Here is a 21666-nt window from a genome sequence, read left to right as displayed (position 1 = left end):
AAAGCAAATCAGAAAAACCGCGGGTTATGCTGGGTGACCAAAAATGGCAATCAACTTCGAGAACCGTTATACCGACGTGTCCGGACCGGACGAGTTGCATCTGTCGGACTATCTCCGGACTATCGTACGGGGCTGGCGTACCATTGCAACAGTGACGCTGATCGCGCTCGCGCTGGGGTGTGCGTACGCTTTCCTTGCTCCGCCCACGTACCGGGCGGACGTACTGTTCCACGTCGAGGACAAGACGGCCAATGCCAATGCGAACGGTAAGGATTCCTTGCCGCCGCTCACCGGCATGTTCGACACCAAACCGTCGACAGCCGCGGAGATCGAGCTGCTCAAATCGCGTCTCGTGACGGAGGAGACCGTCAAGAAGCTGCATCTCGACATCACCGCAACGCCGCGCTACATGCCGCTTATCGGCGGGCTGATCGCGGGGCTGGTGAACGGGCAGTGGGGCTTCAAATTGCCTCAGTTCATCAACCTGTCGGGTTATGCGTGGGGCAACGAAAGCATTTCGGTATCGCGCTTCGACACGTCGAAGGACATGTACGACACGACGTTTACGCTGATCGCGGGCAACGACCGTTCGTATGTGCTGCGCGACAGGAACGGCGTGGCGATCCTGTCCGGGCATGTCGGCGAAACGGTGGAAACCGACACGGCCGACGGTCCTATCGCCTTGCGGGTGGACGCGCTGACCGGCGCGCCGGGCGCGCAGTTCGAATTGCAGCGTGCGTCGACGTTGAGTACGGTGGACCGTTTGCAAAAGGCGCTCGTCGTGCAGGAGACCACGCTTCAGTCCGGCGTGATCCGCGCAAGTCTCGAAGGCAGCGATAGTGCGCTGACCGCGGCGATCGTCAACAGCATGGCACGTGAATTCGTGCGCCAGGACGTTGCCAACCGCTCGACGGAAGCCGAGCACATGCTCGCATTCCTCGACCAGCAGTTGCCTGGCTTGCGCAAGGAACTCGACGACGCTGAGCAGCGCTATAACAAGTTCCGCAACACGCACGGAACCGTGGACCTCGGCGAAGAAAGCCGCTTGCTGCTTCAGCAGATCGTCGACAACAAGACGAAGCTGCTCGATTTGCAGACTCAGCGCGCCGAGATGTCCCAACGTTTCACCGCGAATCACCCGGCCGTAGCCTCGCTCGACGCGCAGATCGCGGCCCTGCAAGGCGCGCAGACCAACATGAACCGCAGCGTTTCCGTGATGCCCGACACCGAGCAGACCGCGCTGCGCCTGTTGCGCGACGTGCACGTGAACACCGAGCTTTACACGAACCTGCTTAACAGCGCGCAGCAGTTGCGCGTCGCCAAGGCAGGCCAGGTGGGCAACGTGCGCGTGGTGGACTTCGCCGAGGCTCCTGATGAGCCGGTGCGTCCGAAGCGCGTAATTGCGATCCTCATCGCGCTCGGCGGCGGTCTGGTGCTCGGCATTCTGCTGACCTTCTTCAAGCGCGCCATGTACGGCGGTGTGGAGCGTCCGGACGAACTCGAAGCGGTGCTCGGCGTGCCGGTATTCGCGGTGGTGCCGCGCAGCCAGACGCAGCTGCGCCTGCAGGAAAACGTCATGCTGCGCCGTCGCGGTCTGCATGTTCTCGCACAGCAGGCGCCGGAAGACATTGCCGTAGAAGGTGTGCGCAACCTGCGCACCTCGCTGCAGCTCTCGCTCGACCACGCAGCGAACAACGTGGTGATGATCACGGGCTCGCGGCCTGACGCGGGCAAGTCGTTCCTCTCGGTGAACCTCGCGGCGCTCGTCGCATCGGCGAACAAGCGTGTGCTGATTATCGACGGCGACATGCGGCGCGGCGACGTGCACTCGCATTTCGGCATTGCGCATCAACCCGGCCTCTCCGATGTATTGAGCGGCGGCGATCTGGGCGCGATGATCCAGCGCGACGTGCTGCCCGGCCTCGACGTGCTCGCCAAAGGCACGCTGCCTTCGCACCCTTCCGAACTGCTGATGAGCTCGCGGTTCGAGTCGATGCTGGAAGAACTGAAGACCCGTTATGACCTGGTCATCATCGATACGCCGCCGGTGCTCGCCGTGACGGATTCGACGCTGATCGGCAAGCATGCGGGAACGACGCTGCTGGTGGTTCGCCACGGCCGTCATCCGTTGAATGAAATTGCCGAGACCGCCAAACGTCTTCGTAACGGCGGTGTCGGACTTAGAGGCGTACTGCTCACCGACGTACCACAGGAAGGGGCTTTCCTCGGTTCGGGGTACCAGGGTGGCTATTACGGGTACGACAGCATCGCGGGCTGAAATCGCGACGAAGTTTCTCGCTACAAGTTTTAAAAAAGTTAACTGGAGAAGCCTTCATGAAACGCAAGGTCGCGCTGATCACGGGGATCACGGGGCAGGACGGGTCGTATCTCGCCGAGCTTCTGCTCGCCAAAAACTACGACGTGCACGGCATCAAACGCAGGTCGTCGCTCTTCAACACAGACCGGATCGATCATCTGTATCGAGATCCACATGATCCGGAACAGCATCTCTTTCTGCATCATGCGGATCTGACCGACTCGACCAGTATTCTGCGCGTGATTCAGCGCGTGGAGCCGGACGAGATCTACAACCTGGCGGCACAGAGCCATGTTGCGGTTTCCTTCGAGGAGCCGGAATACACGGCCAACGCCGACGGTCTTGGCGCCCTGCGGATTCTCGAGGCGATTCGAATCTTAGGTATGCAGAATAAAACGCGCTTTTACCAGGCGTCGACGTCTGAACTTTACGGGCTCGTGCAGCAGGTGCCGCAATCGGAGACCACGCCGTTCTATCCGCGCAGCCCCTATGCCGTCGCCAAGATGTTCGCATACTGGACTACGGTCAATTATCGCGAAGCCTATGGCCTTTATGCATGCAACGGCATTCTGTTCAACCACGAGTCGCCGGTGCGTGGCGAGACTTTCGTGACCCGCAAGATTACCCGTGCCATTGCGCGTATCGCGGTGGGTATGCAGAAAACGTTGTACCTCGGCAATCTCTCGGCGCTGCGTGACTGGGGCCATGCGCGTGATTACGTCGAGATGCAATGGCGCATGCTGCAACAGGAGCAGCCCGAGGATTTCGTGATCGCCACCGGAGTGCAATACAGCGTGCGGCAGTTCGTACAGCACGCTGCGGCCGAACTGGGCGTGACCGTGCGGTTCGAGGGCAGCGGTGTCGACGAAATCGGCATTGTCGAGAAAGTGGAAGGGCGCGAGACGAGAATGTCGCCCGGCGACGTGATCGTGCGCATCGATCCCCGCTACTTCCGGCCGGCCGAGGTCGAGACGCTGCTCGGCGATCCTTCGAAAGCGCATGCGAAGCTCGGCTGGCAGCCGACCACGCCGTTCGCGTCGCTGGTCAAGGAGATGGTGCGTTCGGACTTCCAGATTGCACGTCGTGACGCACTCGTCACGCTCGCCGGCTTCACGGCGCTCGAACATCACGAGTGATTGCGATGAACAAACAATCACGCATATTTGTCGCGGGCCACCGTGGCATGGTCGGCTCAGCTCTCGTCAGACAGCTCGTGGCGGCCGGCTATACGAACGTGGTCACGCGCCCGCGCTCGGAGCTGGACCTGATGGATCAGGCCGCCGTGAACCGCTTCTTCCAGGCGGAGAAGATCGACGTCGTGCTGCTTGCCGCGGCGCGCGTGGGCGGTATTCTTGCCAACGCGTCGCGGCCGGGCGAATTCATCTATCAGAACCTGGTGATAGAAACCAATGTGATTCACGCTGCGTATCGGGCGCAAGTCGAGCGGCTGGTGTTCTTCGGCTCCTCGTGCATTTATCCGAAGCAGTGTCCGCAGCCCATTCGCGAAGAGTATCTGCTGACCTCGTCGCTCGAGCCGACCAACGACGCGTATGCGATCGCGAAGATTGCCGGACTGAAGCTGTGCGAAGCGTACAACTGCGAGTACAACACGCAATACGTTTCGCTTATGCCGACCAACCTGTACGGACCGAACGACAACTACGATCTGAACAGCAGCCACGTGTTGCCGGCGCTTTTGCGCAAGGCCCACGAAGCGAAGCTGAGCGGCGCCGACAGTTTGACGGTATGGGGCTCGGGCACGCCGCGCCGGGAGTTCCTGCACGTCGACGATCTTGCAGCCGCCACCCTTTTCGTGCTCGAGAACAATGTGATGGAAGGGCTCTTCAACGTGGGGGTCGGTGCAGACCTGTCGATTCGCGAGCTGGCGGAGTGTGTCTGCAAAGTGGTGGGCTTTCGGGGCGAGCTCGTATTCGACACGTCAAAACCCGACGGCACGCCGCGCAAACTGCTGGATGTGTCGCGCCTTGCGCAGATGGGCTGGCAAGCCAGGATCGGACTCGAGCAGGGAATCGCGTCGACGTATCAGCAATTCGTCGAATCCTATGCGGGGTCGGCGACCGCGGCTGCCATGCAATGACGTCTTTTCGAGGAGCAGCATAAAAATGAGTGCGTCAGTCACCATCTTCCACAACGTCGTATGGTCGCGTCACAAGGGTGTCGTCTTTTCTGCGCTGCATAATATTTCGGCATCCGGAGCAATCCGCTATTCGATGGTGCAGATCGCGGATACCGAGCATGACCGCCTCGGCTTTTCCGAGGTCGATTATTCATATCACCGGTACCCGATGCAGAAGCTGTTTGATGGTTGCTACGAAGACGTACCCACGATCAAGATGATCGTGCGGCTCACGTGGGAAGTGCTGAAAGCGAAATCGGACCTGATTGTGTTGCCCGGCTATCACCGGCCGGAATACTGGGCGATGCTCGCTGCGTGCATCGTGACAGGCAAGCGGCGCGCGGTGTTCTGCGATTCGACCGGACGCGACCGCCCGAAGAAGCTCATCACGTCCATTCCGAAGCGGGTGTTTTTCTCGTTGTGCGACGGTTACTTCGGCTTCGGCGAGCGCAGCCGCGAATATCTGCTCTCGCTCGGCGCGAAGCGAGACAAGATTTTCGTGCCGTGTCAGGCCGCTGCGTTGCCCGGCTCGTTTTCGCCGGAGCGTGCGCTGGCTGAGCGCGTCGCCGCGCGTACCGGCAATCCGCCCGTGTTTCTGTACGTTGGGCGCCTTTCGGAAGAGAAAGGGGTCGGCACGTTGATCGAGGCGTTTGCCGGTCTGCGCAAGCGCATTCCCGCCGCGCGCTTGCGCATTGTCGGCACCGGGCCGATGGGCGACAGCTTGCGCGCAAAAGTGGCCGACCTGCAACTGGGCGATGCGGTGACTTTCGCAGGCAGCCTGCAGGACGAGCCGCTCACGCGCGAATACTACCGCGCGACGTGCCTCGTATTGCCGAGCTTCAGCGAACCGTGGGGACTCGTGGTGAACGAGGCACTCGCGCATGGTTGCCCGGCCGTGGTGAGCGAAAGCTGCGGCTGCGTGCCGGAACTCGTGATAGACGGCGTGAGTGGCTATTCGTTCACGGCCGGCGACGTGCCGGGATTGCAGCGCACCCTGCTCAAGGCAATGGAAGCGTTTGCCGACGCGAGCGGTACCGCACGCCGTTGCATGGATGTCATTCGCCGCTTCGATCCGCCTTCTGCAGCCGCCAACATTGCCCGGGGCTGTGCGCTGATGCTGAGCGATTGACGGGCCTCGCGGCGCCGCCGCGAGGTCGGGCATGGAAGCCTTAACACGTTCAGACACGCACAATGAAGATCCTGATCTACGGCCTTAATTACGCGCCCGAACTCACGGGAACCGGCAAATACACGGCCGAAATGGCTGCGCTGCTGGCGAGCCGCGGGCACGAGGTGCGGGTGGTATGCGCGCCGCCTTACTACCCGGAGTGGCGCGTTTCCACGGGGTATGCCGCATGGCGCTATCGGCGGGAGGAGCGCGACGGTGTCTCAGTGTGGCGCGCGCCGTTGTGGGTGCCGTCGCGGCCGGGCGGTCTCAAGCGGATGATTCATCTGGCAAGCTTCGCGGCAACTTCGCTGCCCGTGCTGGCATGGCAGACATTCTGGCGACCTGACGCGGTCCTGTTGATTGCGCCGACTTTGATGTGCGCCCCGGCGACGCTCGCAATCGCCCGCCTCGCGCGTGCCAGTGCCTGGCTCCACATTCAGGATTACGAGGTGGACGCTGCGTTCGAACTCGGCCTGCTCAAGGGCTCGCGTGCAGCGCGTTTCGCGCGGTGGATGGAAAGCCAGTTATTGCGGCGCTTTGATGCCGTCTCCTCGATTACGCGGCAAATGAGTGCGCGTGCGTCGGCGAAAGGCGTGGCGCCTTCGAAAGTGGTGTGCCTTCCCAATTGGGTCGACGTGTCGACCATTTACCCGCTGACGCGCGCAAGCGAGTACCGCAAAGAACTCAAGCTCGCCGAGGGGCAGAAGGTCGTTCTGTACTCGGGCAACATGGGCGCCAAGCAGGGTATCGAAACGCTCGCGGAAGCCGCGGCGTCGCTCGCAACGCGTGCTGACCTGACGTTTGTCTTCTGTGGCAATGGCGCTGCCAGAGACAGTCTCGCGAAGCGCTGCGCGGCTTTGCCCAACTGCATCTTTCTTCCGCTGCAGCCGGCCGAGCGGCTCAACGAACTGCTCAATCTGGCGGACATTCACGTGCTGCCGCAGCGCGGCGATGCCGCAGATCTGGTCATGCCGTCGAAGTTGACCGGCATGTTCGCCAGCGGCCGCGCGACGATTGCGATGGCACGGCGCGGAACGGCACTGCACGAGGCAGTGCACGCGCGCGGCGTGGTCGTGCCCCCGGACAACGTGAAGGCGCTGGTCGGCGCGATCAATGCGCTCGCAAACGATTCCGAGCGGCGCGCGGCACTCGGCCGCGCAGCCCGCGACTATGCCGAAACCGCGCTTTCGCCGGATACGACAATCAGTGCCTTTGAGGAACGCGTCGGCATGCTGTGCCGCGCGGCAGGAAGAAGACGCTGGAAGCCGAGCACCACGTACTTTGACGCAAGGCCTTCCGCGGTAGCGGTAACGCACGCGAAGCCGGCAACCACGGAGGATGCCGCGCCCGAGTGAACCGGTGCGCGGCGATCATGAACTTGTGCTTACCACGGCGACCGGTAGACGGAGGCCTTACCGGTCGCGTACGGATCGGAGTAGGTCGCTCTGGCGGCCCCTTCCGGCAGCAGCTTCTCTGCAGCGCGCGGACGTGCTGCGGCGTCGGCGACGCGCAACTGGCCATCGGGCGCCTTGCGCTTGAGCGCTGCACCTTGCTGGCCGCCTTGCGCAATACCGTTCGCGGTCATGCGTTGTTCGTCCAGCAAGGCTGTGCGGCGCGCGTCGTCGAGGTTGCCGTTCTGCGCAACGCCGACGTCGTATGCGTCCGGTGCTCCGAGCAGGCTCTGCTCGCGCTTGCGCTGCGTCGCACGGCGATCGACGGGAGCGGGCACGGGCGCGCCGTAGCCAGTCGGAGCCGTCGCGGTCATTGCCGGTGCGCGCGCGGGCGCGGCGTTCTGAGCAAGCGTGGGTGCTGCATACGCAGCAGTGAAGAGAAGCGTGCAGTAGGCGGTGTGGCGAAGCGTGGTTGTCATGGTGGTCCCCCGGGTTGATGCAGTCCAATGAAGAGATCGTGCGCCAAAATGCATGCACGCAGCCGCCAAAACGCTTGCCTGCGCGGCCACTTCGCGAAGTTCTGCGAGGCGAGACAGGACAGATAATGAAATTGATTAGTAACCCTGTGCATTGTAAAGACACACAGGAAGGGGATAAAGACGATGGGCAAGATTGCAGACGATCCGCGGCTCGCATGTGAGCCGCGAGCCGCAGAGGGCGGCTCCGAGCCTCGCGTAATCGACCTCAGTCTCGCGGGTAAAGGCAATTACAGCGCGCAGCGCAGTACGTTGATCGAGCTTGTATGGTTTGTGCTCGAGGCCTGCGTGATCAACAACAAACTTCTGCCGTTTTCGTTCGTGCGCGTTGCGTTGCTGCGTCTCTTCGGTGCGCGCATCGGTAGCGGATGCCGTTTTGTTCATCCGTTGCGTGTGAAGGCGCCGTGGAACCTCGAAGTGGGCGACAAGTGCTGGTTTGGCGTCGACGTATGGATCTATAACCAGGCGCCCATTCGTATCGGCTCGAACGTATGCATTTCTCAGGGCACATTCCTCACGGCCGGCTCGCATGACATGAGCACGACGATGGACCTGCGTGTCGCGCCCATCGTCATCGAGGACGGCGTGTGGATCACCTCCAAATGCGTCGTGCAAATGGGCGTGACGATCGGCCGTTCCGCGGTGGTCACACCTATGTCTGTTGTGCATCGCTCACTCGAAGCCGGCGGAGTGTACGGCGGCAATCCGTGTCGTTTCCTACGGAAGCGTTTCCTTCCGTGACCTGAAGCACAGAACTCGATCCACAGCCTTTATACGCTGAGGAGACCGACGTCGTGGCAAGCGCAGCGTTCATGCGCGAGGCCACGGCAGAGGGGCGCAATTGGCGCCGGCCAGCGGCTGGCGCACTGAAGACGCCCCACAAAATCATGATGAAGAAAACGGGAGCTGCGGATGTACATTGATACTCGCAATGTCGAACAGAATACGGTCATTGAAACGACGGTTTGCATCATCGGGGGCGGTGTGGCGGGTATCACGCTCGCGCGTGAAATGTCGAAAGCCGGCGTGGATACGTGCCTGCTTGAAAGCGGCGGGTTTGTGCCCGACGAGGATACACGCGACCTATACCGCGGGGAAAACGCTGGTCTGCCGTATCGATTCGCGGATGGCTCGCGCAGCCGCTATTTCGGCGGCAGCAGCAATTGCTGGGGCGGCTGGTGCCGCCCTCTCGACCCGTGGGACTTTGAAAAGCGCGACTGGATTGCACACAGCGGCTGGCCATTCGGGCTCGACGAACTCGCACCGTATTACGCACGCACACACGAATTGCTGAAGCTTGGTCCGCAGAACTTCGACCCGGCGTACTGGGAACGCGAAATCGGCCGTTCCGACGTGCGGCGCATACCGCTTGGCAGCGGCGACATGCGCGATACGATTGCGCAGTTCAGTCCGCCTCTGCGTTTTGGCAAGGTGTATCGCGAAGAGCTGGGCCGCTCGACGCGTGTGCGGGTCTTCCTGCACGCAAACGTCCTGAATATCGACGCCGACGCGCAAGGCACGACGATTACCCGTGTGCAGGTAGGTACATTGTGCGGCCGGCGAATGTCGGTAAAGGCGCGCATTTTCGTACTCGCTACCGGCGGAATCGAAAACGCGCGGCTGCTGCTCGCGTCGAACAACGTACACGCGGCAGGACTGGGCAATGCGAACGATCTCGTGGGGCGCTACTTCATGGACCACCCGCGCATGATGTGCGGAAAGGTTCGTTTCCGGCCGGGTGTGGCGCGCAACAAGCTCTACGACATCAAATATCACTACCAGAATGCGGCAGTATCCGCGCACGGTACGAAGATCTCATCGCAATTCGCGCCGAAGCAGGAAATGATGGAGCGCGAAAAACTGCTCAATTCTCGCGTGTGGCTTTATTCGCGCTGGTACGGCGAGGGCAGCGCGGGCTCCGAGGCGCTGATCCGCTGCAAGGAAGCGCTCATGCACAAAGACCAGCCGGGGCGCAGCCTGAAGGCCGATATCGCGACAATGGCAACACATCCACTGCATACGGTCGGTTACGGCCTCACGCGACTGCTGCAATGGCCCGCGCTCATTACCGACGTAACGTTGCAGGCGATTGTCGAAGCGGTGCCTGACCCGGACAGCCGCGTCACGCTCAGTGCCGACAAACGCGATCGTTTCGGCATGCCGCGCGTGAAGGTGGAATGGCGCCTGGGCGAGCAGGTAAAGCGTACGTTCGACAGAACCTTCGCCGGGCTCGCGAAAGAACTGCAACTGGCGCGCGTTGCCGACGTGGAGCTGGATGCCCCGCTCGAAGGCAGAGCGTGGCCCGAGAAGCTGGAGGGCACCTGGCATCACATGGGCACGACACGTATGCACGATTCACCGCGCGAAGGTGTCGTCGATCGCAATTGCAAAGTGCACGGCATCAGCAATCTGTATGTGGGAGGCAGTTCGGTGTTTCCCACTGTCGGCGCGAATTTCCCGACCATCACGATCGCGGCGCTCGCGCTGCGGCTTGCAGGGCATCTCGCGCGGCAACTGGACGTTCCGCATATCACCGGCAGTACTCGCGTCGAAGCGGTCCATAGTCCGGTTGTGCCGGCGCAGTCTCCGGTCGACACACTGCCAATTGCCGCGTCGACTTTGACACCTTTGATGAAAGAGCAGTGAAGTAAAGAATGAAGACGGCGCGAATGCGCCGTCGCTGGAAATGGACACGGCGCTCCTGCGAGCGCCGTGATTTTTTTGTTGCCGATCAGCGGCCGGGTTGGGCGGCTTCGTGCAACGCCGCGAGCGTATTGCTCTTTAGCTCAGCGGGTTGGTCACCCTTCGTTTCGAGCAGGGCGGTCAATGCGCTCACCATTGTCTCCACGCGAAAGCGCGCATTGAATGTGCGCGCAGCCTGCACGCGCATGGTCTCGCGCGCGGCGGCGCCGAGTTCGAGCCAGCGTACGAGACTTTGCTCCGTACCTTCGACAGTATCGGGCGCGACGAGCCCAGCGCCGTCCTCTTCGATTTCACGCCATACGTTGACCTTGTCGGAGATGAGCGCGGGCAGCCCGCAGCCCAGCGCCTCCGCTACCGCGACGCCAAAGTTCTCCTGATGCGACGGCAGCGCGAAAACGTCGCTCGCGTGAAAGGCACCCCACTTCAGGTCGCCTTGCAGCATGCCGGGCAGACTCAGTCGATGCGAGATTCCAGCCGCCTGTGCCTGAGAGCGCAGGCTTGCAACCCAGCCGGTTTCGTCGGGGCCCGCAATCACCAGATGCAGCGCGGGGTCGCGTTGAGCCACGCGCGCGAACGCGTCGATCAGCAGGTCGCAGCCCTTTTTCGCATGCACGCGGCCGAGAAACAGCACGACACGTTTGCCGCGTGCTGCGGGCACAGCCTGCAAGAAGGCTTCGCGCACCGATGCTGCATCCACTTCAGGAACGGTGGTGCCGAATGGCACGATACGCTCGTGTGCCTGATAGAGCCAGAACGACTGACGCGCTCGCGTGCGCTCTTCTTCGGTCGTGAAGATGACGGCGCGCGCGCCGCGAAGTACGCGATACTCGGCCCACGGCCAGTAAAGCCATTTCTTTAGGTGCTTGAGCGGGTACGCCTGCTTGAACCACGGGTCGAGCATGCCGTGTGCGTACACGTAATACGGCACGTCGCTGTCGTGCAGCGCTTTCCACGTCGCGAAGCCGTGATATTGCCATAAGCCATGCACGATAACTGCGTCAAAGCGCTTCGCGTGCCGGGCGAGCCACGGCGCGAGATGCGCGCTATAACTGTAGCGGTTCGAGGTCGGTCCGAATGCATGAACCGGAAACGGGAAAGTCGCGAGATAGGCGTCGTCAGGGGAATCGCAGGTCGCGACTTCAATGTCGTGTCCCGCATTCTGCATGGCTACCCCGCTGCGGCGAACGCCCTCAACGGGACCACCCGAGCGCGGGTCGACGCTTGCAAGCACGTGGAGTATTTTCATCGCGCAATGTCCGCCCGGTTGGAGCCCGGCAGTCGCGCGGTGTGCGACGTGCCGAGCGTGCTGGCAAGGTCCGCACGGCCCATACCGGGCTGGATGCGGCCAGGTAAGTCCGGCATCGCGCCGTGGCGCATAGGACGGGCCGCGCGCATCTGGTCTGCGCGTGCCGGCAGCGCTCGCTGCAAACGCGTGAAGGTAGCGATCATCAGACCCAGCCCGACACCGAATACGAGACCCGAGAAGCGTGGCCCGAGAGGATTGCCGCCAATGGAGGTGGCCGGCAACGCGGCAAACAGCATGATCGCGCGGCCGAGCACCGGCAGCATGGGCGCCGTGGGCACGACCTTGCGCCAGTACCGGTAGGAGAAGAAGCACAGCGCAAGCGCGCCGAGCGTCGCGAGCGGCATGGCAATGCCGAACACGAGCCCGCCCGCGAAGAACTGATAGACCCAGAAATTGTGACCCGCGGCCCATTCGTTGATCGCGTAGAAATCCTGCTTGCTGAACTGTCCCGCAAGGTCCGGCAAATAGTCGGGCGAATAGCGATAGTAGTGTCCATAGCCCGCACCGAATAGCAGCGTTTCCGGTGTGGCGGTCACCTGGTCGTACTGATCGCGCATTTCGGCAAGACGAGTGATGGTGGTCGGATCTTTGCCCGAAACCGTTGCTTCGGAGAAGAAGATGCGTTGCGACCAGTGCTCCGCGACATTCGGCACCGCCAGTATCGCGATGCCTGCCACGCCTGCGAGCACGGCGGCCACGACCACGCCGCGAGCGACAGCGCGCCAGATCTGCCGTATCGACGGCGCGCTGAGCGCCATTGCAATCAGAAACAGCAGCACCGTGCCCACCAGCAGGCTACGTGTGACGCTGAGTAGTTCGACAATGACCGTGACGGCGAACACGCCGACCGTATACGGCGTGTAGCGCTTTGCGACGACGAACTCATGCAGCAGCACGCCCTGCAAGCCAAGCAGTGTGACTGAGATGATGCGAAAGCGTACGTCTTCGAGTCCGCCGCCCGTCGCAATGCCGTACACGAAAGTAAAGATGAGGCTGATCACATTGCCCGCGAACAGGGCCTTCTCGAACTGAGCAATTCGCTGCTCACTCCACGGCCGGCAAGCAACCAGATAGCCAAGCAGAAACAGCACGAACGGCAGCAGCACGCGCAGATAATTGCCGCTGTCATTGTCCTGGATGAGCTGCGGAACGACACTGCCGAAGACGCACAGAAACATGCTGGCGGTGACGATTGAGCGAAGCCCGGAGCGCTCATGAAAGCGCGGTGCAATCAGCAGAAGGGCGAGTCCCGCTGCCACTGCTGGAACTACAAAGATGAACTGGGCGAAGTGCCCGGTGGTCGCGTTGGTGGCCTTATAGTCCAGCGCAAGTGGTAGCAGGAAAATCCATATCCATGGCGTTGCATACTGATGGCGCATTCTTGTTTCCTCCCCGTCGCCGTCATTTGCCGTCGTCTATAGCGGACGGTCTCGCGTCGGGTCATTGTGCGCGCAACTTTATGCTTGCGCACCGGACCATTTGCGCTTCGTCGCCGCCTGCCTGGATTCTGGCGACAGTGGAAAGGGCTATGCCTGCAAGACGCACGCAAGCTCGCCGATGTTGTCGGTGAATGCCTTGATCTTGGCGCTCGTATGGGCTTGCTGCCGCCGAAGATGCAAACAGGTTAAGGCATCCGAATAAACGGAAATAAGGGGAGAACAACATGAAGCTATTCGGCGGGACGGGACCCGCAAAGGCCGGGCGAGCGATCGAGCTGGATTTCGTTCGCGGCATCGCGATCATTGCGGTGATGGGCTTTCACTTTCATGCTGTTCACACCACTAACGTGGTCATTCAGATCATCGAGTACCCGCTCAAGAACTTCGGACGAGAAGGCGTCAATCTCTTCTTTACTCTGAGCGGCTTCCTGGTAGGCGGACTGCTGCTTCGGCAATACGCGGAAACCGGCCATGTCGACGCCCGGCGCTTTATCGTGCGGCGCATGTTCCGTATCTGGCCGGCATATTACGTGCTGATTCTGTTTCACGTGTTGGCCGGGCGGCATCCGTGGAATACGTTTCTGTTCCAGAACCTCACGCATTTGCAGAACTATCTGGGCACGTCGATCACGCAGACATGGAGTCTTGCGGTAGAAGAGCACTTTTATCTGGCACTGCCGGCGCTCCTGCTGGTTTTCTCACGCTGGCGGCTCGGCGCATGGTCGATTGTCGGCGTGCTGTCCGGCATATGTGCGGTAACACTCATAGCGCGCTGTTTTGCGGTCGCGGGCGGCAACCTGGAAGGCGCCTTTGCTTACACGCAGTACCGCATCGACAGCTTGCTGATCGGCGTCATTCTCTCAGCTATCTACTGGATGAAACCCGGCGTCTATCACCAGATTGCGCGTCGCAAGTGGCTCCTGATCGGCAGTGTCCTGCTGCTTTGCGCATGGCTTGTGTTTGCCACGAAGAACATTGCGCTCGACGAAAGTGTCGGCTACACGATTCAGGCGCTCGGTTTTGCGGCGCTTATCGTGCTGGTACTAGAGTACTCTGGATCGCTGCGCAAGACGTGGATGTATCGCGGCATCGCCTGGGTTGGCCTTTATTCGTACGGTATCTATCTGTGGCACTCGCTTGCGCTTGCTCCCGGCGATATGCTCATTCGCAAGGCAACGTCGCTCGGCCTCGCGCCGACCGTTATATGGCTCGTCGCACTCACCGCGCAGTTCGCCATTGCCATTGCCATCGGCTATGTGACCACGCGGGCGATCGAATACCCGTTCCTGCTGATGCGAAATGCGCTGTTCCCCGAGAAGCGCAGCAGTTCCGTGCGGGAAGAAGTTCCGGTCGCGGGCGGGCAGTTGTCCTGAGCAGGAACGCACGACGGTTCGACGTGCCCGGCTCATGGCCGGCGCACGTCACGTGCGCTTCATGCGGGAGGTCTTCGAATCACGCCATCTGCTGCAGCAGCGTGTGCTTGAATTCGCCTAGCGTGTTCTGCGAAAGCAGATTGTCGCGCGATCCCGCCGCGGGGTGCGCGTGAGGCCATGAGGTCATTGCCTCGGTAATAGCCTTGCCTATGGACGCGGAGCTCAGGTCGCTCAGGATCGGTCCCAATTCACAGCGCCTGCTGAACCAGCCAATCAGGCCGTCTTCCGTCGCGATGACCGGCTTGCCGAAGCGGTACGCCTGCACCAGCACGCCGCTCATGCCGTAATGACCTTTGTAGCCGAGCCATACCGCGTCGCAGGCCGAAAACAGGTCGCGCTCCATGTCGTTGGAAATAAAGGAGTCGAGTACCACGGGCGCGTGCTTGAGACTGCGCACGTGATTGCGCATGAAATGCCGGATGCTTGCATCCTGTTCGCCGGCGACGATCAGCGTGGGCCCGTGCTCGAGGCGAGTCATCGCATGAACCAGCTCGTAGATGCCCTTGCGCTCCGTGATTGCGCCGTACACCAGCAGATAGCGCTGCTCGGGATCCAAACCGAGTCGCTCACGGGCGAGTGCCGGGTCTTCGGCGCGCTCATCGGGAAAAGGGTCCGCCACATAAGCGACCTTCGCACTGCCTTTCGATGCATTGAGCGTTGCCCATTCAGGCAAGGTCGGATCGATGCTCAACAAGGTGCGCAGACCCGGCGTGCGAATGGCACGCCTGAACAACCCGGCCTTGATTGCGTTGACGACTGGCCGGTCGGGCGCCTTGATGCCGACCTTGTGATGATGAAACGTGGAGCGCATCGTAATGCCAATCCACGGTGTCTTGCCAAAGGGTGACCCGAGAAATGGCAGCCCATTGAAGAAGTAATCGGCATAAGGCACGACCACCAGCCGGATGGACTGCGCGCGACTCAATAGCCTGTACGCACGCTCGAAGTAGTGGTGAAAGCGCCAATACTGACTGCGTTCACGCAAACGATGAGTTCGGCTTTCTTCGGCATCGACGAAAGCGATCTGCTGATCGGGGCGGTCAGCGGCGGTAATGCGGCGCGGGAGCCGGTGATCTTCATTGGCGGATTCGGTGACCAGAATGCACGGATAGCCCGCATCCGCGCAGGCCTGCATGATCCACTCCGCGTAGCGCCAGCGGTGGCCCGTCAGGTTGGGCTCAACGATCAGGACAAACTCAGGTTCTATCAGGTGGGTAGGCATAAGCGGAGATGGACATGCGGGGTTGACGAATTGCACCAGTCATTCAGCGATCCCGACACAACTGCCCGAGCCGCGGGCTCTGTTGCGCAATCAGATGAATAACGTTAGCACTGCCCGCCACCGCAAAACTGGCGGATTCGCGCGTTGTGTGGGAAAACGAACCACCGCGCAAGGGCCGCGTCTGAAGCGGCCTGGCTGATGGCGGTTGACAGCGAATCTCTCGCGGTAAGGTCATGCCTACGGTTCCAGACGAACCATCGCCAGGTTGCTGACGCAACCAATTCAATCAGCCGGGGCGGCATCAACAGCGAGTGATAAAGCTGGATGAACTGCTGAACGGCAATGTAAATCGACGGAGAATCACTTGCGGGCGATCAGGCTTCCCGCGTTCTCGATAGCGAGCAGCTTCGGGGCGAGCGCGGCGACGTGGGTGTTGTTGCAACAGTTCGCTGTGCGTGGACTGGTGGCGATCAAGTTTCTGGCGATTGGCCGCATGCTCGGACCAGAGGCGATTGGCAGCGTGAGCGTGGCGTTGCTCGCGGTCGCGATTGCAGAGGCGCTGTCCGACACGGGGCTCGCACAGGCTGTGATTCAGGGCGAACATGCGCCTACTCACTCGCAACTTGGGGCGGTATGGACCACGCTCACCGCGCGCGGCGTGTTGATCTCATTGCTGCTGGTCGCGCTGGCGCCGTTGCTGTCGAGTCAGTTTCATCTCGACGGCTCGCTCGTGCTGATTCAGCTCGCTGCGGTACTGCCGCTATTGCGCGGCCTTGCATCGCCCGCCTATTACGTGGTGCAGCGCGAGCGGCGCTTTCAGCATATTGCCGGCGTGGAAGTGGCGGCGGCTTTTGTCGATTGCGCTGCAGGTCTCGTGCTCGCGTATCTCGGCGCGGGTGCGGCTTCGGTGCTGATCGGGCTCGTCGCCGGCGAAACCTTGAAGAGCACGCTGACGTGGGCCACCATGAAGCCGCGGCCGCCGGTGCGCGCGGTATGGTCGGGCATCGGCCAGTATGTCAATTTCAGTCGATGGATCTGGGCGAGTAGCGTGATCAACCTGTTGCTCAATCAGTTCGACAAGGTGGTGGTCGGCAAACTGCTTGGTCCCACGCAACTTGGCGGCTATCAGATGTCGTCGCGCCTCGCGCAGATGCTGCTCGCCGACGCGGCGATCGCAATGTCGCAATACCTGTTTCCCACGTTTGCTGCGCACCATCGGCGCAGTGCCCAGACTGCTTCGAGGCTGATCAGGATCTATCTGCTCGTGGCCGCAATCGGACTTGCGGTCTTTGTCGAAGTGCTGCGGCTGATTGCGCAACCGCTGTTTTCGCTGATTCTGGGTGCGGCATGGCTACCCGCGGTGCCGCTCTTCAGGATCCTCGTCATCAATATGGCGATTGGGGCGCTGATTGCGGTGCTGGTGTCGTATCTGCGGGCAATCGGCGATGCGAGGGCTACCGTGCACGCGTCTGCGATTCAGGTGGTGGTGCTGCTTGTGAGCGCGCCGCTCGCCGTTCGCTGGTGGGGCGTGACGGGTATTGCGTGGTCGATGACGCTGGGCCTCGGCTGTGCAGCGGCCTGGATGCTTTATAGAACGTTGACGGCAAGGACGGCATAATGCGTGTCTTCCATCTGGTGCTCGCACCGCGTTTGTCCGGTGCGGAAGTGCTCGCAAAAGATCTTGCACTTGATCAGTGCGCTGAAGGCATGGCTGTGTGCGTGGCATCTTTGTTGCCCGCGCATGCGGATTTCGCCGAACTCGCCGACCAATTGCAACGGCGCGGCGTGCAGTGCTGGTTTCCGACGAAGCGGCATCACGCGTTGGGCAAGCTGTGGAATCTCTTTGTCGCCGTGCGGCGCTTTCGCCCCGACGTCATCTTCGCGCACGCCACCATTCCGTCGTTTTATGCGCGAGCGTTGCCGCTTGGCGCGCCGGTGGTCTATGTGATGCATTCGGCGACCAACGACTTCGAGCGGCCGCTTTTCAGGCGCGTCGAGCATATTCTGTCAGGGCGCGCGAGCGTGGTGATCGGCGTATCACAGCAAGGCGTGAGGGACTACATACAGGCAATCGGCGTGCATCCGTCCATGACCGTCGTGCCCAACGGCGTCGATCTTGCGCGCTTCGCCTTCACTGACGGAGGTCAACGCGTTGGCAGCGTGCCGCAAATCGTGCAGATTGGCCGCTATGCGTCGGTGAAGAATCAACTGCTCACGGTGCAGGCTTTCAGCGAGGTACTGAAGCGGGTTGGGGACGCGAAACTTACGTTGTACGGCGTCGTGGAAGACCCTGACTATCAGCGCGAGGTTGTTGCGCTCGCAACCAGGCTGAACATTGCAGAGCGCGTGCTGGTAGCCGGCCCGCGCAGCGAGGTGGCCTCGGTGCTTTCGGAATCGAGCGTGTTCGTCATGCCGTCGCGCTCGGAAGGGCACAGTGTGGCATTTCTCGAGGCGTTGGCCTCCGGCGTGCCGATTGTCGCAAGCCGGATACCGGCGTTCGCATTCGCTAATGGTTTTCCTGGCGTGCAACTGGTGGATACCGACGATACCAGTGGCTACGCCGAGGCTATCGTGACAGCGCTAGGACAGCAGCGTGTGCAAAGGTCGCTTACCGGGCTCACGCTGAGAGACACGGCCGAGCGATATCGCGCGATTGCGCGGCAGCTGTGCCCGGCTGTATCGGCGCGTCAGACGCTATAAAGGCTATGAAGCGCGCGCTCAGTGATGAGCATTGATGTCGCGTGTGTCCGGTGCAGGTTCTGGCTCTGGCGTGACCGTTTCCGCAATTGCGAGCGCTGACTCATGCATGGCGAGCGTGACGAGATGGCGCGCTTCTTTACTGCTCGAATCGAGCTCGAGCGCGCTGCTCGCATTGCTGGCCACGCAATCCCACCGCGCGATGTTGCCACAGCCTCGCGCGAGATTGAGCAATGCATCGCGCTGCTGTTCGCGGGCGTTGACGGCTGCGCGCAGGTTCTGCGCTTCGCGGCTTTGAGGTTGAACCGCGATGGCCGCCGCGACGCGGGCCTTTGTCGCGACCAGGTTGTTCTTCTGCAGACTCGCGCGTGCCGCACGTAGGTGCCGCGAGAGATCCGCTCGCGCCTTGTCTTCTGCGGTAAGCGGCAGCGGCGTGCCGGGGTCGCGCTTTGCTTGCGCCGACAGGGTGACGGCGTTAGAAGAAGCGGGCGTTGCCGGCGAGACCGAGGATGTCACGGAAACAGCGGGCGCCCCGCGGCGAGCAAGTAGTGGCGACGCGGCAGGTAGCGTTGCCGCGGATGCCGTCGACGAGGGGCGCGGCGCAGGTGCCGGCTCGGCACGCGGAGCTGCGGCGGAAGCGACGACTGCGGATTGTGCAGACGATGCTGCTGGGAAAAGGAAGGGGGCTGTCGTTGGCGGCACGATCTTCTGCTGCCTGATCGCACCAGAGACACCGACTGGCTCGTTTTCGTCTGCAGTGTCGCCGTTGTATATGAAGCCCACATAAACAGTCGATGCCACGACCAATGCGGACGCAGCCAGTGCAAGCGGCACGCGCAGCCGCTGCTGAGCACTCGGGCTCGCCAAAGACTCGTCGATGGTCGCATACGGATTGGCCAACGCATGCGATGGGCTCCACACTCTTCGCATACGCACGCGGTGTGTGCGCATCGGGCGAGCGTCATCGAGCCGCACCGTCAGAGTCGGCACGAGCGCCCCAAACGAAGGGACGCTGCGAGCGCGACATGAAGGGCAGGGCGTCGTGCGATCGGCGAGCGGTGCTCCACACGATTCGCATTCCCAATTATTAACTGTGTCTGTATTCATGTTGTTATTGCTCGCGATGTTGCGCGGGGCGTGGGGTCGGCTTGCGGCAGTCGGCATGCAGGCAACGCAAGCCACGCTCGCGATGTTCGCACTACTGTGCGACGACGTAGCCGCGCGCCTGCATGCACGCGCCGTAGGCGGCCCAGTAGCGCGTCATCGGTGGTTCCGGAGCTGGCAGCGGAGGCAGTGCGGCCGTCCCCGGTTGCGACGTGTCGGACGCGCTAGCGGTGGCGGCCGGCCCAGAAGCAGATTTTTCCGCGACTGCCGCCGACTCCGGCAATGCTGCGGAGGCGCCGTGCGCTGCATTCGCCGTCGCAGTTGGCGTCCCGCTTGCCGGTGCGGCGCTTGTGGGTGCCGCAGGCGTCGCAGAGGCGGCGTTGCCCGCAGTGGCGGTGCCTGGTTTCGCTGCCGGAGCCGAGCCGGGCGCGGCCGTCGCCATCCCATCCGGTAGTGCGGGGCCGGCCGGCGCAGCAGAGAATGTGCTGGGCGGCAACGGCGGACGGGAAGGCGCACCAGTCGACGACGTTTTGGTTCCGGCAGGTTTGGGCGGTGGCGTTTGAGGTTCGCGCGCGATGTTGACCTTGGTTTGCTTGTTCGCGGTCGCGTAGCACATCGCGCTGTCAATGTTACGTTGATACGCGCTTTGGCTTCGAATCGGATAGACCAGTGGCTGCCACGCTAACGCCGCGTTGCTCGCCACCATTAAGGTTATCAGGGTATAGGTTTTGTATCCCATCGCAGTCGCTCCCGCAGCGATGTTGAGCCGTTCGCCGGCAATTATGCTTCGCGGTCCATTCTGGTTGCTTCGATCCTGCCGCCCAAAAAGGGCGGCTGCGTGCCGCGAAGACTGCTCTCCTCAGACTACCACCGTCGCGCACGAAATCAGTGCGTTGTATAACGCGAGAAAACGCCATCGTGCAGGCCAATCAGGCCAGGTGTTCTCGGTTGGCATGTATTCGCAGGATTGCACAGCATGGCCTCACTCAATTGAAGGCTCGCGCACTCGCGCGGGGCACGATGGCGGGATATGGCGCGTGCGGCGCTGTGCGCTGTCCCCAATTGGCTTATCTGCCGACGAATAGAGACCTTATCTTTTCGCCGCCATAGCGAGACAGGTGTTGCGCCAAGCCGGGAATTTCCGAAAACAGTGGGCCATCCATCGGGCATGGGGTCGTGACCGCTACTTATCAGCTTTGGCTATGGCCTCGTTGCAGTTTTGAAACGTTTATAATTCCTCCGCCAGCACGCCAAGTAAGTAATACCTGTGGCGTCACGGCCTTAGCGAGCTTCAGCAAGTTTGCCATGTCGGCTCCTTCGAGGCGCCGCGCAGTACAGGTAAGAACGGCGCTGGTCGACAGGTGAGCGCTGTCTTACTACCCGCTCGATGTCTGCCGTTGATTTGCATTCCGCGTGGCAGACCGCGAGTCCAACCCAAGATCATTCATGATGACGCGAACAAAACTGGCTTTCTCACGCAGTTAGTCATCCTGATGATTGGAGGGGAAACGAAAGTCAAGCGGTTCTCGTCGTTCCGTTTCGAAATGAGCGCGTAAAGCATAGCCGCGCTGGTTTTCGCTCGCCCCGCGTTTGACATCTATTAACGGACCTCACTGTGTCCGGGGGCGCGCTTTTGCTTTTTTCCGACAACTCAAAGACGGCCGGGCTTGCGCCAATGCCGCTCCATCCTCGGGGATAACTCTTCTTCGCAAAGACAGGGACAATGGTTCGATATTCGAAGTTGATGGGGATTGCCGCGACAACCGCGCTGGCATCCTTCGCTGCGCAAAATGCTCACGCACAGGCCAGCACGATCACGGTTGGTGGACAGCAATACAAACTGTGCGCGCAGGAGAACGGCAAGTGCTCGTTTCTTGGCACGGCTTCTGTGGTTTTTGGCGTAGTGCCGCCCGATGCTCCGTCGACGATGTTGACCAGTCCCGCTACGTTTAGCAACGGGGTAGGCTGCTATCTGGGCGCGGTGTCGCAAACGGATCCGGCCTACGGGTATGACAAGGCGTGCTGGATGCGCGCGGTCGCTGCCTCTGCGCCGGCACCAGCACCAGCACCGGCACCGGCACCGGCACCGGCACCGGCACCGGCACCAGCACCAGCACCAGCACCAGCACCAGCACCAGCACCAGCACCAGCACCTGCACCAGCACCAGCACCAGCACCAGCGCCTGCACCAGCACCAGCGCCTGCACCAGCAC

16 protein-coding genes and 1 pseudogene are annotated in these 21666 nt (G+C 61.7%); 11 read left to right on the top strand and 6 right to left on the bottom strand.

What is annotated here, in order from left to right:
- Window positions 1-43 precede the first annotated feature (43 nt).
- The 5 genes from JNB89_RS17430 to JNB89_RS17410 all read left to right on the top strand — a co-directional run bounded on the left by JNB89_RS17430 (window position 44) and on the right by JNB89_RS17410 (window position 6977).
- Window positions 44-2278: a polysaccharide biosynthesis tyrosine autokinase gene (locus tag JNB89_RS17430; protein ID WP_013338181.1), complete on the top strand. Its 2235-nt coding sequence runs from the start codon at window positions 44-46 to the stop codon at window positions 2276-2278.
- 56 nt (window positions 2279-2334) lie between these two features.
- Window positions 2335-3453 (top strand): GDP-mannose 4,6-dehydratase, encoded by a 1119-nt coding sequence (gmd, locus tag JNB89_RS17425; protein ID WP_220363107.1) that lies wholly within the window; start codon window positions 2335-2337, stop codon window positions 3451-3453.
- Window positions 3454-3458: 5 nt separating this feature from the next.
- Window positions 3459-4415: a GDP-L-fucose synthase family protein gene (locus tag JNB89_RS17420; RefSeq protein WP_220363106.1), complete on the top strand. Its 957-nt coding sequence runs from the start codon at window positions 3459-3461 to the stop codon at window positions 4413-4415.
- A gap of 25 nt (window positions 4416-4440) precedes the next feature.
- Window positions 4441-5583 carry a glycosyltransferase family 4 protein gene (locus JNB89_RS17415; protein WP_220363105.1) on the top strand — a complete coding sequence of 381 codons (1143 nt, stop codon included), beginning with the start codon at window positions 4441-4443 and terminating at the stop codon, window positions 5581-5583.
- 62 nt (window positions 5584-5645) lie between these two features.
- Window positions 5646-6977 carry a glycosyltransferase WbuB gene (locus JNB89_RS17410; RefSeq protein WP_220363104.1) on the top strand — a complete coding sequence of 444 codons (1332 nt, stop codon included), beginning with the start codon at window positions 5646-5648 and terminating at the stop codon, window positions 6975-6977.
- A gap of 29 nt (window positions 6978-7006) precedes the next feature.
- Here JNB89_RS17410 and JNB89_RS17405 read toward each other — a convergent pair whose 3' ends face one another.
- Entirely contained in the window at window positions 7007-7492 is a 486-nt protein-coding gene (locus JNB89_RS17405; RefSeq protein WP_220363103.1) for a hypothetical protein, read from the bottom strand.
- Window positions 7493-7675: 183 nt separating this feature from the next.
- On the opposite strand from JNB89_RS17405, the gene JNB89_RS17400 reads away from it, so the two are divergent.
- Window positions 7676-8290 (top strand): DapH/DapD/GlmU-related protein, encoded by a 615-nt coding sequence (locus JNB89_RS17400; RefSeq protein WP_220363102.1) that lies wholly within the window; start codon window positions 7676-7678, stop codon window positions 8288-8290.
- A gap of 171 nt (window positions 8291-8461) precedes the next feature.
- Window positions 8462-10195, top strand: a complete 1734-nt coding sequence (locus JNB89_RS17395) for an FAD-dependent oxidoreductase (protein WP_220363101.1) — start codon at window positions 8462-8464, stop codon at window positions 10193-10195.
- Between the two features lie 85 nt (window positions 10196-10280).
- Here the strand turns inward: JNB89_RS17395 and JNB89_RS17390 are convergent, their stop codons facing one another.
- Window positions 10281-11498, bottom strand: coding sequence for a glycosyltransferase (locus tag JNB89_RS17390; protein ID WP_220363100.1), 1218 nt, complete (start codon window positions 11496-11498; stop codon window positions 10281-10283).
- On the bottom strand, window positions 11495-12937 hold the full coding sequence (locus JNB89_RS17385; RefSeq protein ID WP_220363099.1) for a hypothetical protein: 1443 nt from the start codon (window positions 12935-12937) through the stop codon (window positions 11495-11497). Before JNB89_RS17385 ends, JNB89_RS17390 begins: the two co-directional genes overlap by 4 nt.
- A 284-nt stretch (window positions 12938-13221) precedes the next feature.
- On the opposite strand from JNB89_RS17385, the gene JNB89_RS17380 reads away from it, so the two are divergent.
- A complete protein-coding gene (locus JNB89_RS17380) occupies window positions 13222-14370 on the top strand; it encodes an acyltransferase family protein (protein WP_220363098.1) in 1149 nt (382 codons plus the stop codon).
- 79 nt (window positions 14371-14449) lie between these two features.
- Here the strand turns inward: JNB89_RS17380 and JNB89_RS17375 are convergent, their stop codons facing one another.
- Window positions 14450-15652, bottom strand: coding sequence for a glycosyltransferase (locus JNB89_RS17375; RefSeq protein WP_220363097.1), 1203 nt, complete (start codon window positions 15650-15652; stop codon window positions 14450-14452).
- 364 nt (window positions 15653-16016) lie between these two features.
- Between JNB89_RS17375 and JNB89_RS17370 the strand changes: the two genes are divergently transcribed.
- The gene (locus JNB89_RS17370) at window positions 16017-17270 is read left to right on the top strand and encodes an oligosaccharide flippase family protein (protein ID WP_135894295.1); all 1254 of its coding nucleotides are present in this window, start codon (window positions 16017-16019) and stop codon (window positions 17268-17270) included.
- Window positions 17270-18352 (top strand): glycosyltransferase family 4 protein, encoded by a 1083-nt coding sequence (locus JNB89_RS17365; RefSeq protein ID WP_220363096.1) that lies wholly within the window; start codon window positions 17270-17272, stop codon window positions 18350-18352. The genes JNB89_RS17370 and JNB89_RS17365 overlap by 1 nt, the downstream gene beginning before the upstream one ends.
- Before the next feature lie 18 nt (window positions 18353-18370).
- Here the strand turns inward: JNB89_RS17365 and JNB89_RS31100 are convergent, their stop codons facing one another.
- Both JNB89_RS31100 and JNB89_RS31095 read right to left on the bottom strand, forming a co-directional pair.
- The gene (locus JNB89_RS31100) at window positions 18371-18865 is read right to left on the bottom strand and encodes a hypothetical protein (RefSeq protein ID WP_223216797.1); all 495 of its coding nucleotides are present in this window, start codon (window positions 18863-18865) and stop codon (window positions 18371-18373) included.
- A gap of 682 nt (window positions 18866-19547) precedes the next feature.
- Entirely contained in the window at window positions 19548-20192 is a 645-nt protein-coding gene (locus JNB89_RS31095) for a hypothetical protein (protein WP_223216796.1), read from the bottom strand.
- 984 nt (window positions 20193-21176) lie between these two features.
- On the opposite strand from JNB89_RS31095, the pseudogene JNB89_RS31090 reads away from it, so the two are divergent.
- Window positions 21177-21666, top strand: a pseudogene (locus JNB89_RS31090) (hypothetical protein); the annotation flags it as partial.

It is taken from the genome of Paraburkholderia phenoliruptrix (assembly GCF_019511605.1).
In the GTDB taxonomy this organism is placed as follows: Bacteria; Pseudomonadota; Gammaproteobacteria; order Burkholderiales; family Burkholderiaceae; genus Paraburkholderia; species Paraburkholderia phenoliruptrix_A.
The sequence above is the reverse complement of the archived record's forward strand: the minus strand, read 5'-3'. Positions and strand labels throughout refer to the sequence as shown.

Excerpts from the sequence above, each read along its gene's own strand:
- JNB89_RS17430 (WP_013338181.1), top strand. The coding sequence starts at position 44 with ATGGCAATCAACTTCGAGAACCGTTATACCGACGTGTCCGGACCGGAC.
- gmd (WP_220363107.1), top strand. The coding sequence starts at position 2,335 with ATGAAACGCAAGGTCGCGCTGATCACGGGGATCACGGGGCAGGACGGG.
- JNB89_RS17420 (WP_220363106.1), top strand. The coding sequence starts at position 3,459 with ATGAACAAACAATCACGCATATTTGTCGCGGGCCACCGTGGCATGGTC.
- JNB89_RS17415 (WP_220363105.1), top strand. The coding sequence starts at position 4,441 with ATGAGTGCGTCAGTCACCATCTTCCACAACGTCGTATGGTCGCGTCAC.
- JNB89_RS17410 (WP_220363104.1), top strand. The coding sequence starts at position 5,646 with ATGAAGATCCTGATCTACGGCCTTAATTACGCGCCCGAACTCACGGGA.
- JNB89_RS17405 (WP_220363103.1), bottom strand. The coding sequence starts at position 7,492 with ATGACAACCACGCTTCGCCACACCGCCTACTGCACGCTTCTCTTCACT.
- JNB89_RS17400 (WP_220363102.1), top strand. The coding sequence starts at position 7,676 with ATGGGCAAGATTGCAGACGATCCGCGGCTCGCATGTGAGCCGCGAGCC.
- JNB89_RS17395 (WP_220363101.1), top strand. The coding sequence starts at position 8,462 with ATGTACATTGATACTCGCAATGTCGAACAGAATACGGTCATTGAAACG.
- JNB89_RS17390 (WP_220363100.1), bottom strand. The coding sequence starts at position 11,498 with ATGAAAATACTCCACGTGCTTGCAAGCGTCGACCCGCGCTCGGGTGGT.
- JNB89_RS17385 (WP_220363099.1), bottom strand. The coding sequence starts at position 12,937 with ATGCGCCATCAGTATGCAACGCCATGGATATGGATTTTCCTGCTACCA.
- JNB89_RS17380 (WP_220363098.1), top strand. The coding sequence starts at position 13,222 with ATGAAGCTATTCGGCGGGACGGGACCCGCAAAGGCCGGGCGAGCGATC.
- JNB89_RS17375 (WP_220363097.1), bottom strand. The coding sequence starts at position 15,652 with ATGCCTACCCACCTGATAGAACCTGAGTTTGTCCTGATCGTTGAGCCC.
- JNB89_RS17365 (WP_220363096.1), top strand. The coding sequence starts at position 17,270 with ATGCGTGTCTTCCATCTGGTGCTCGCACCGCGTTTGTCCGGTGCGGAA.
- JNB89_RS31095 (WP_223216796.1), bottom strand. The coding sequence starts at position 20,192 with ATGGGATACAAAACCTATACCCTGATAACCTTAATGGTGGCGAGCAAC.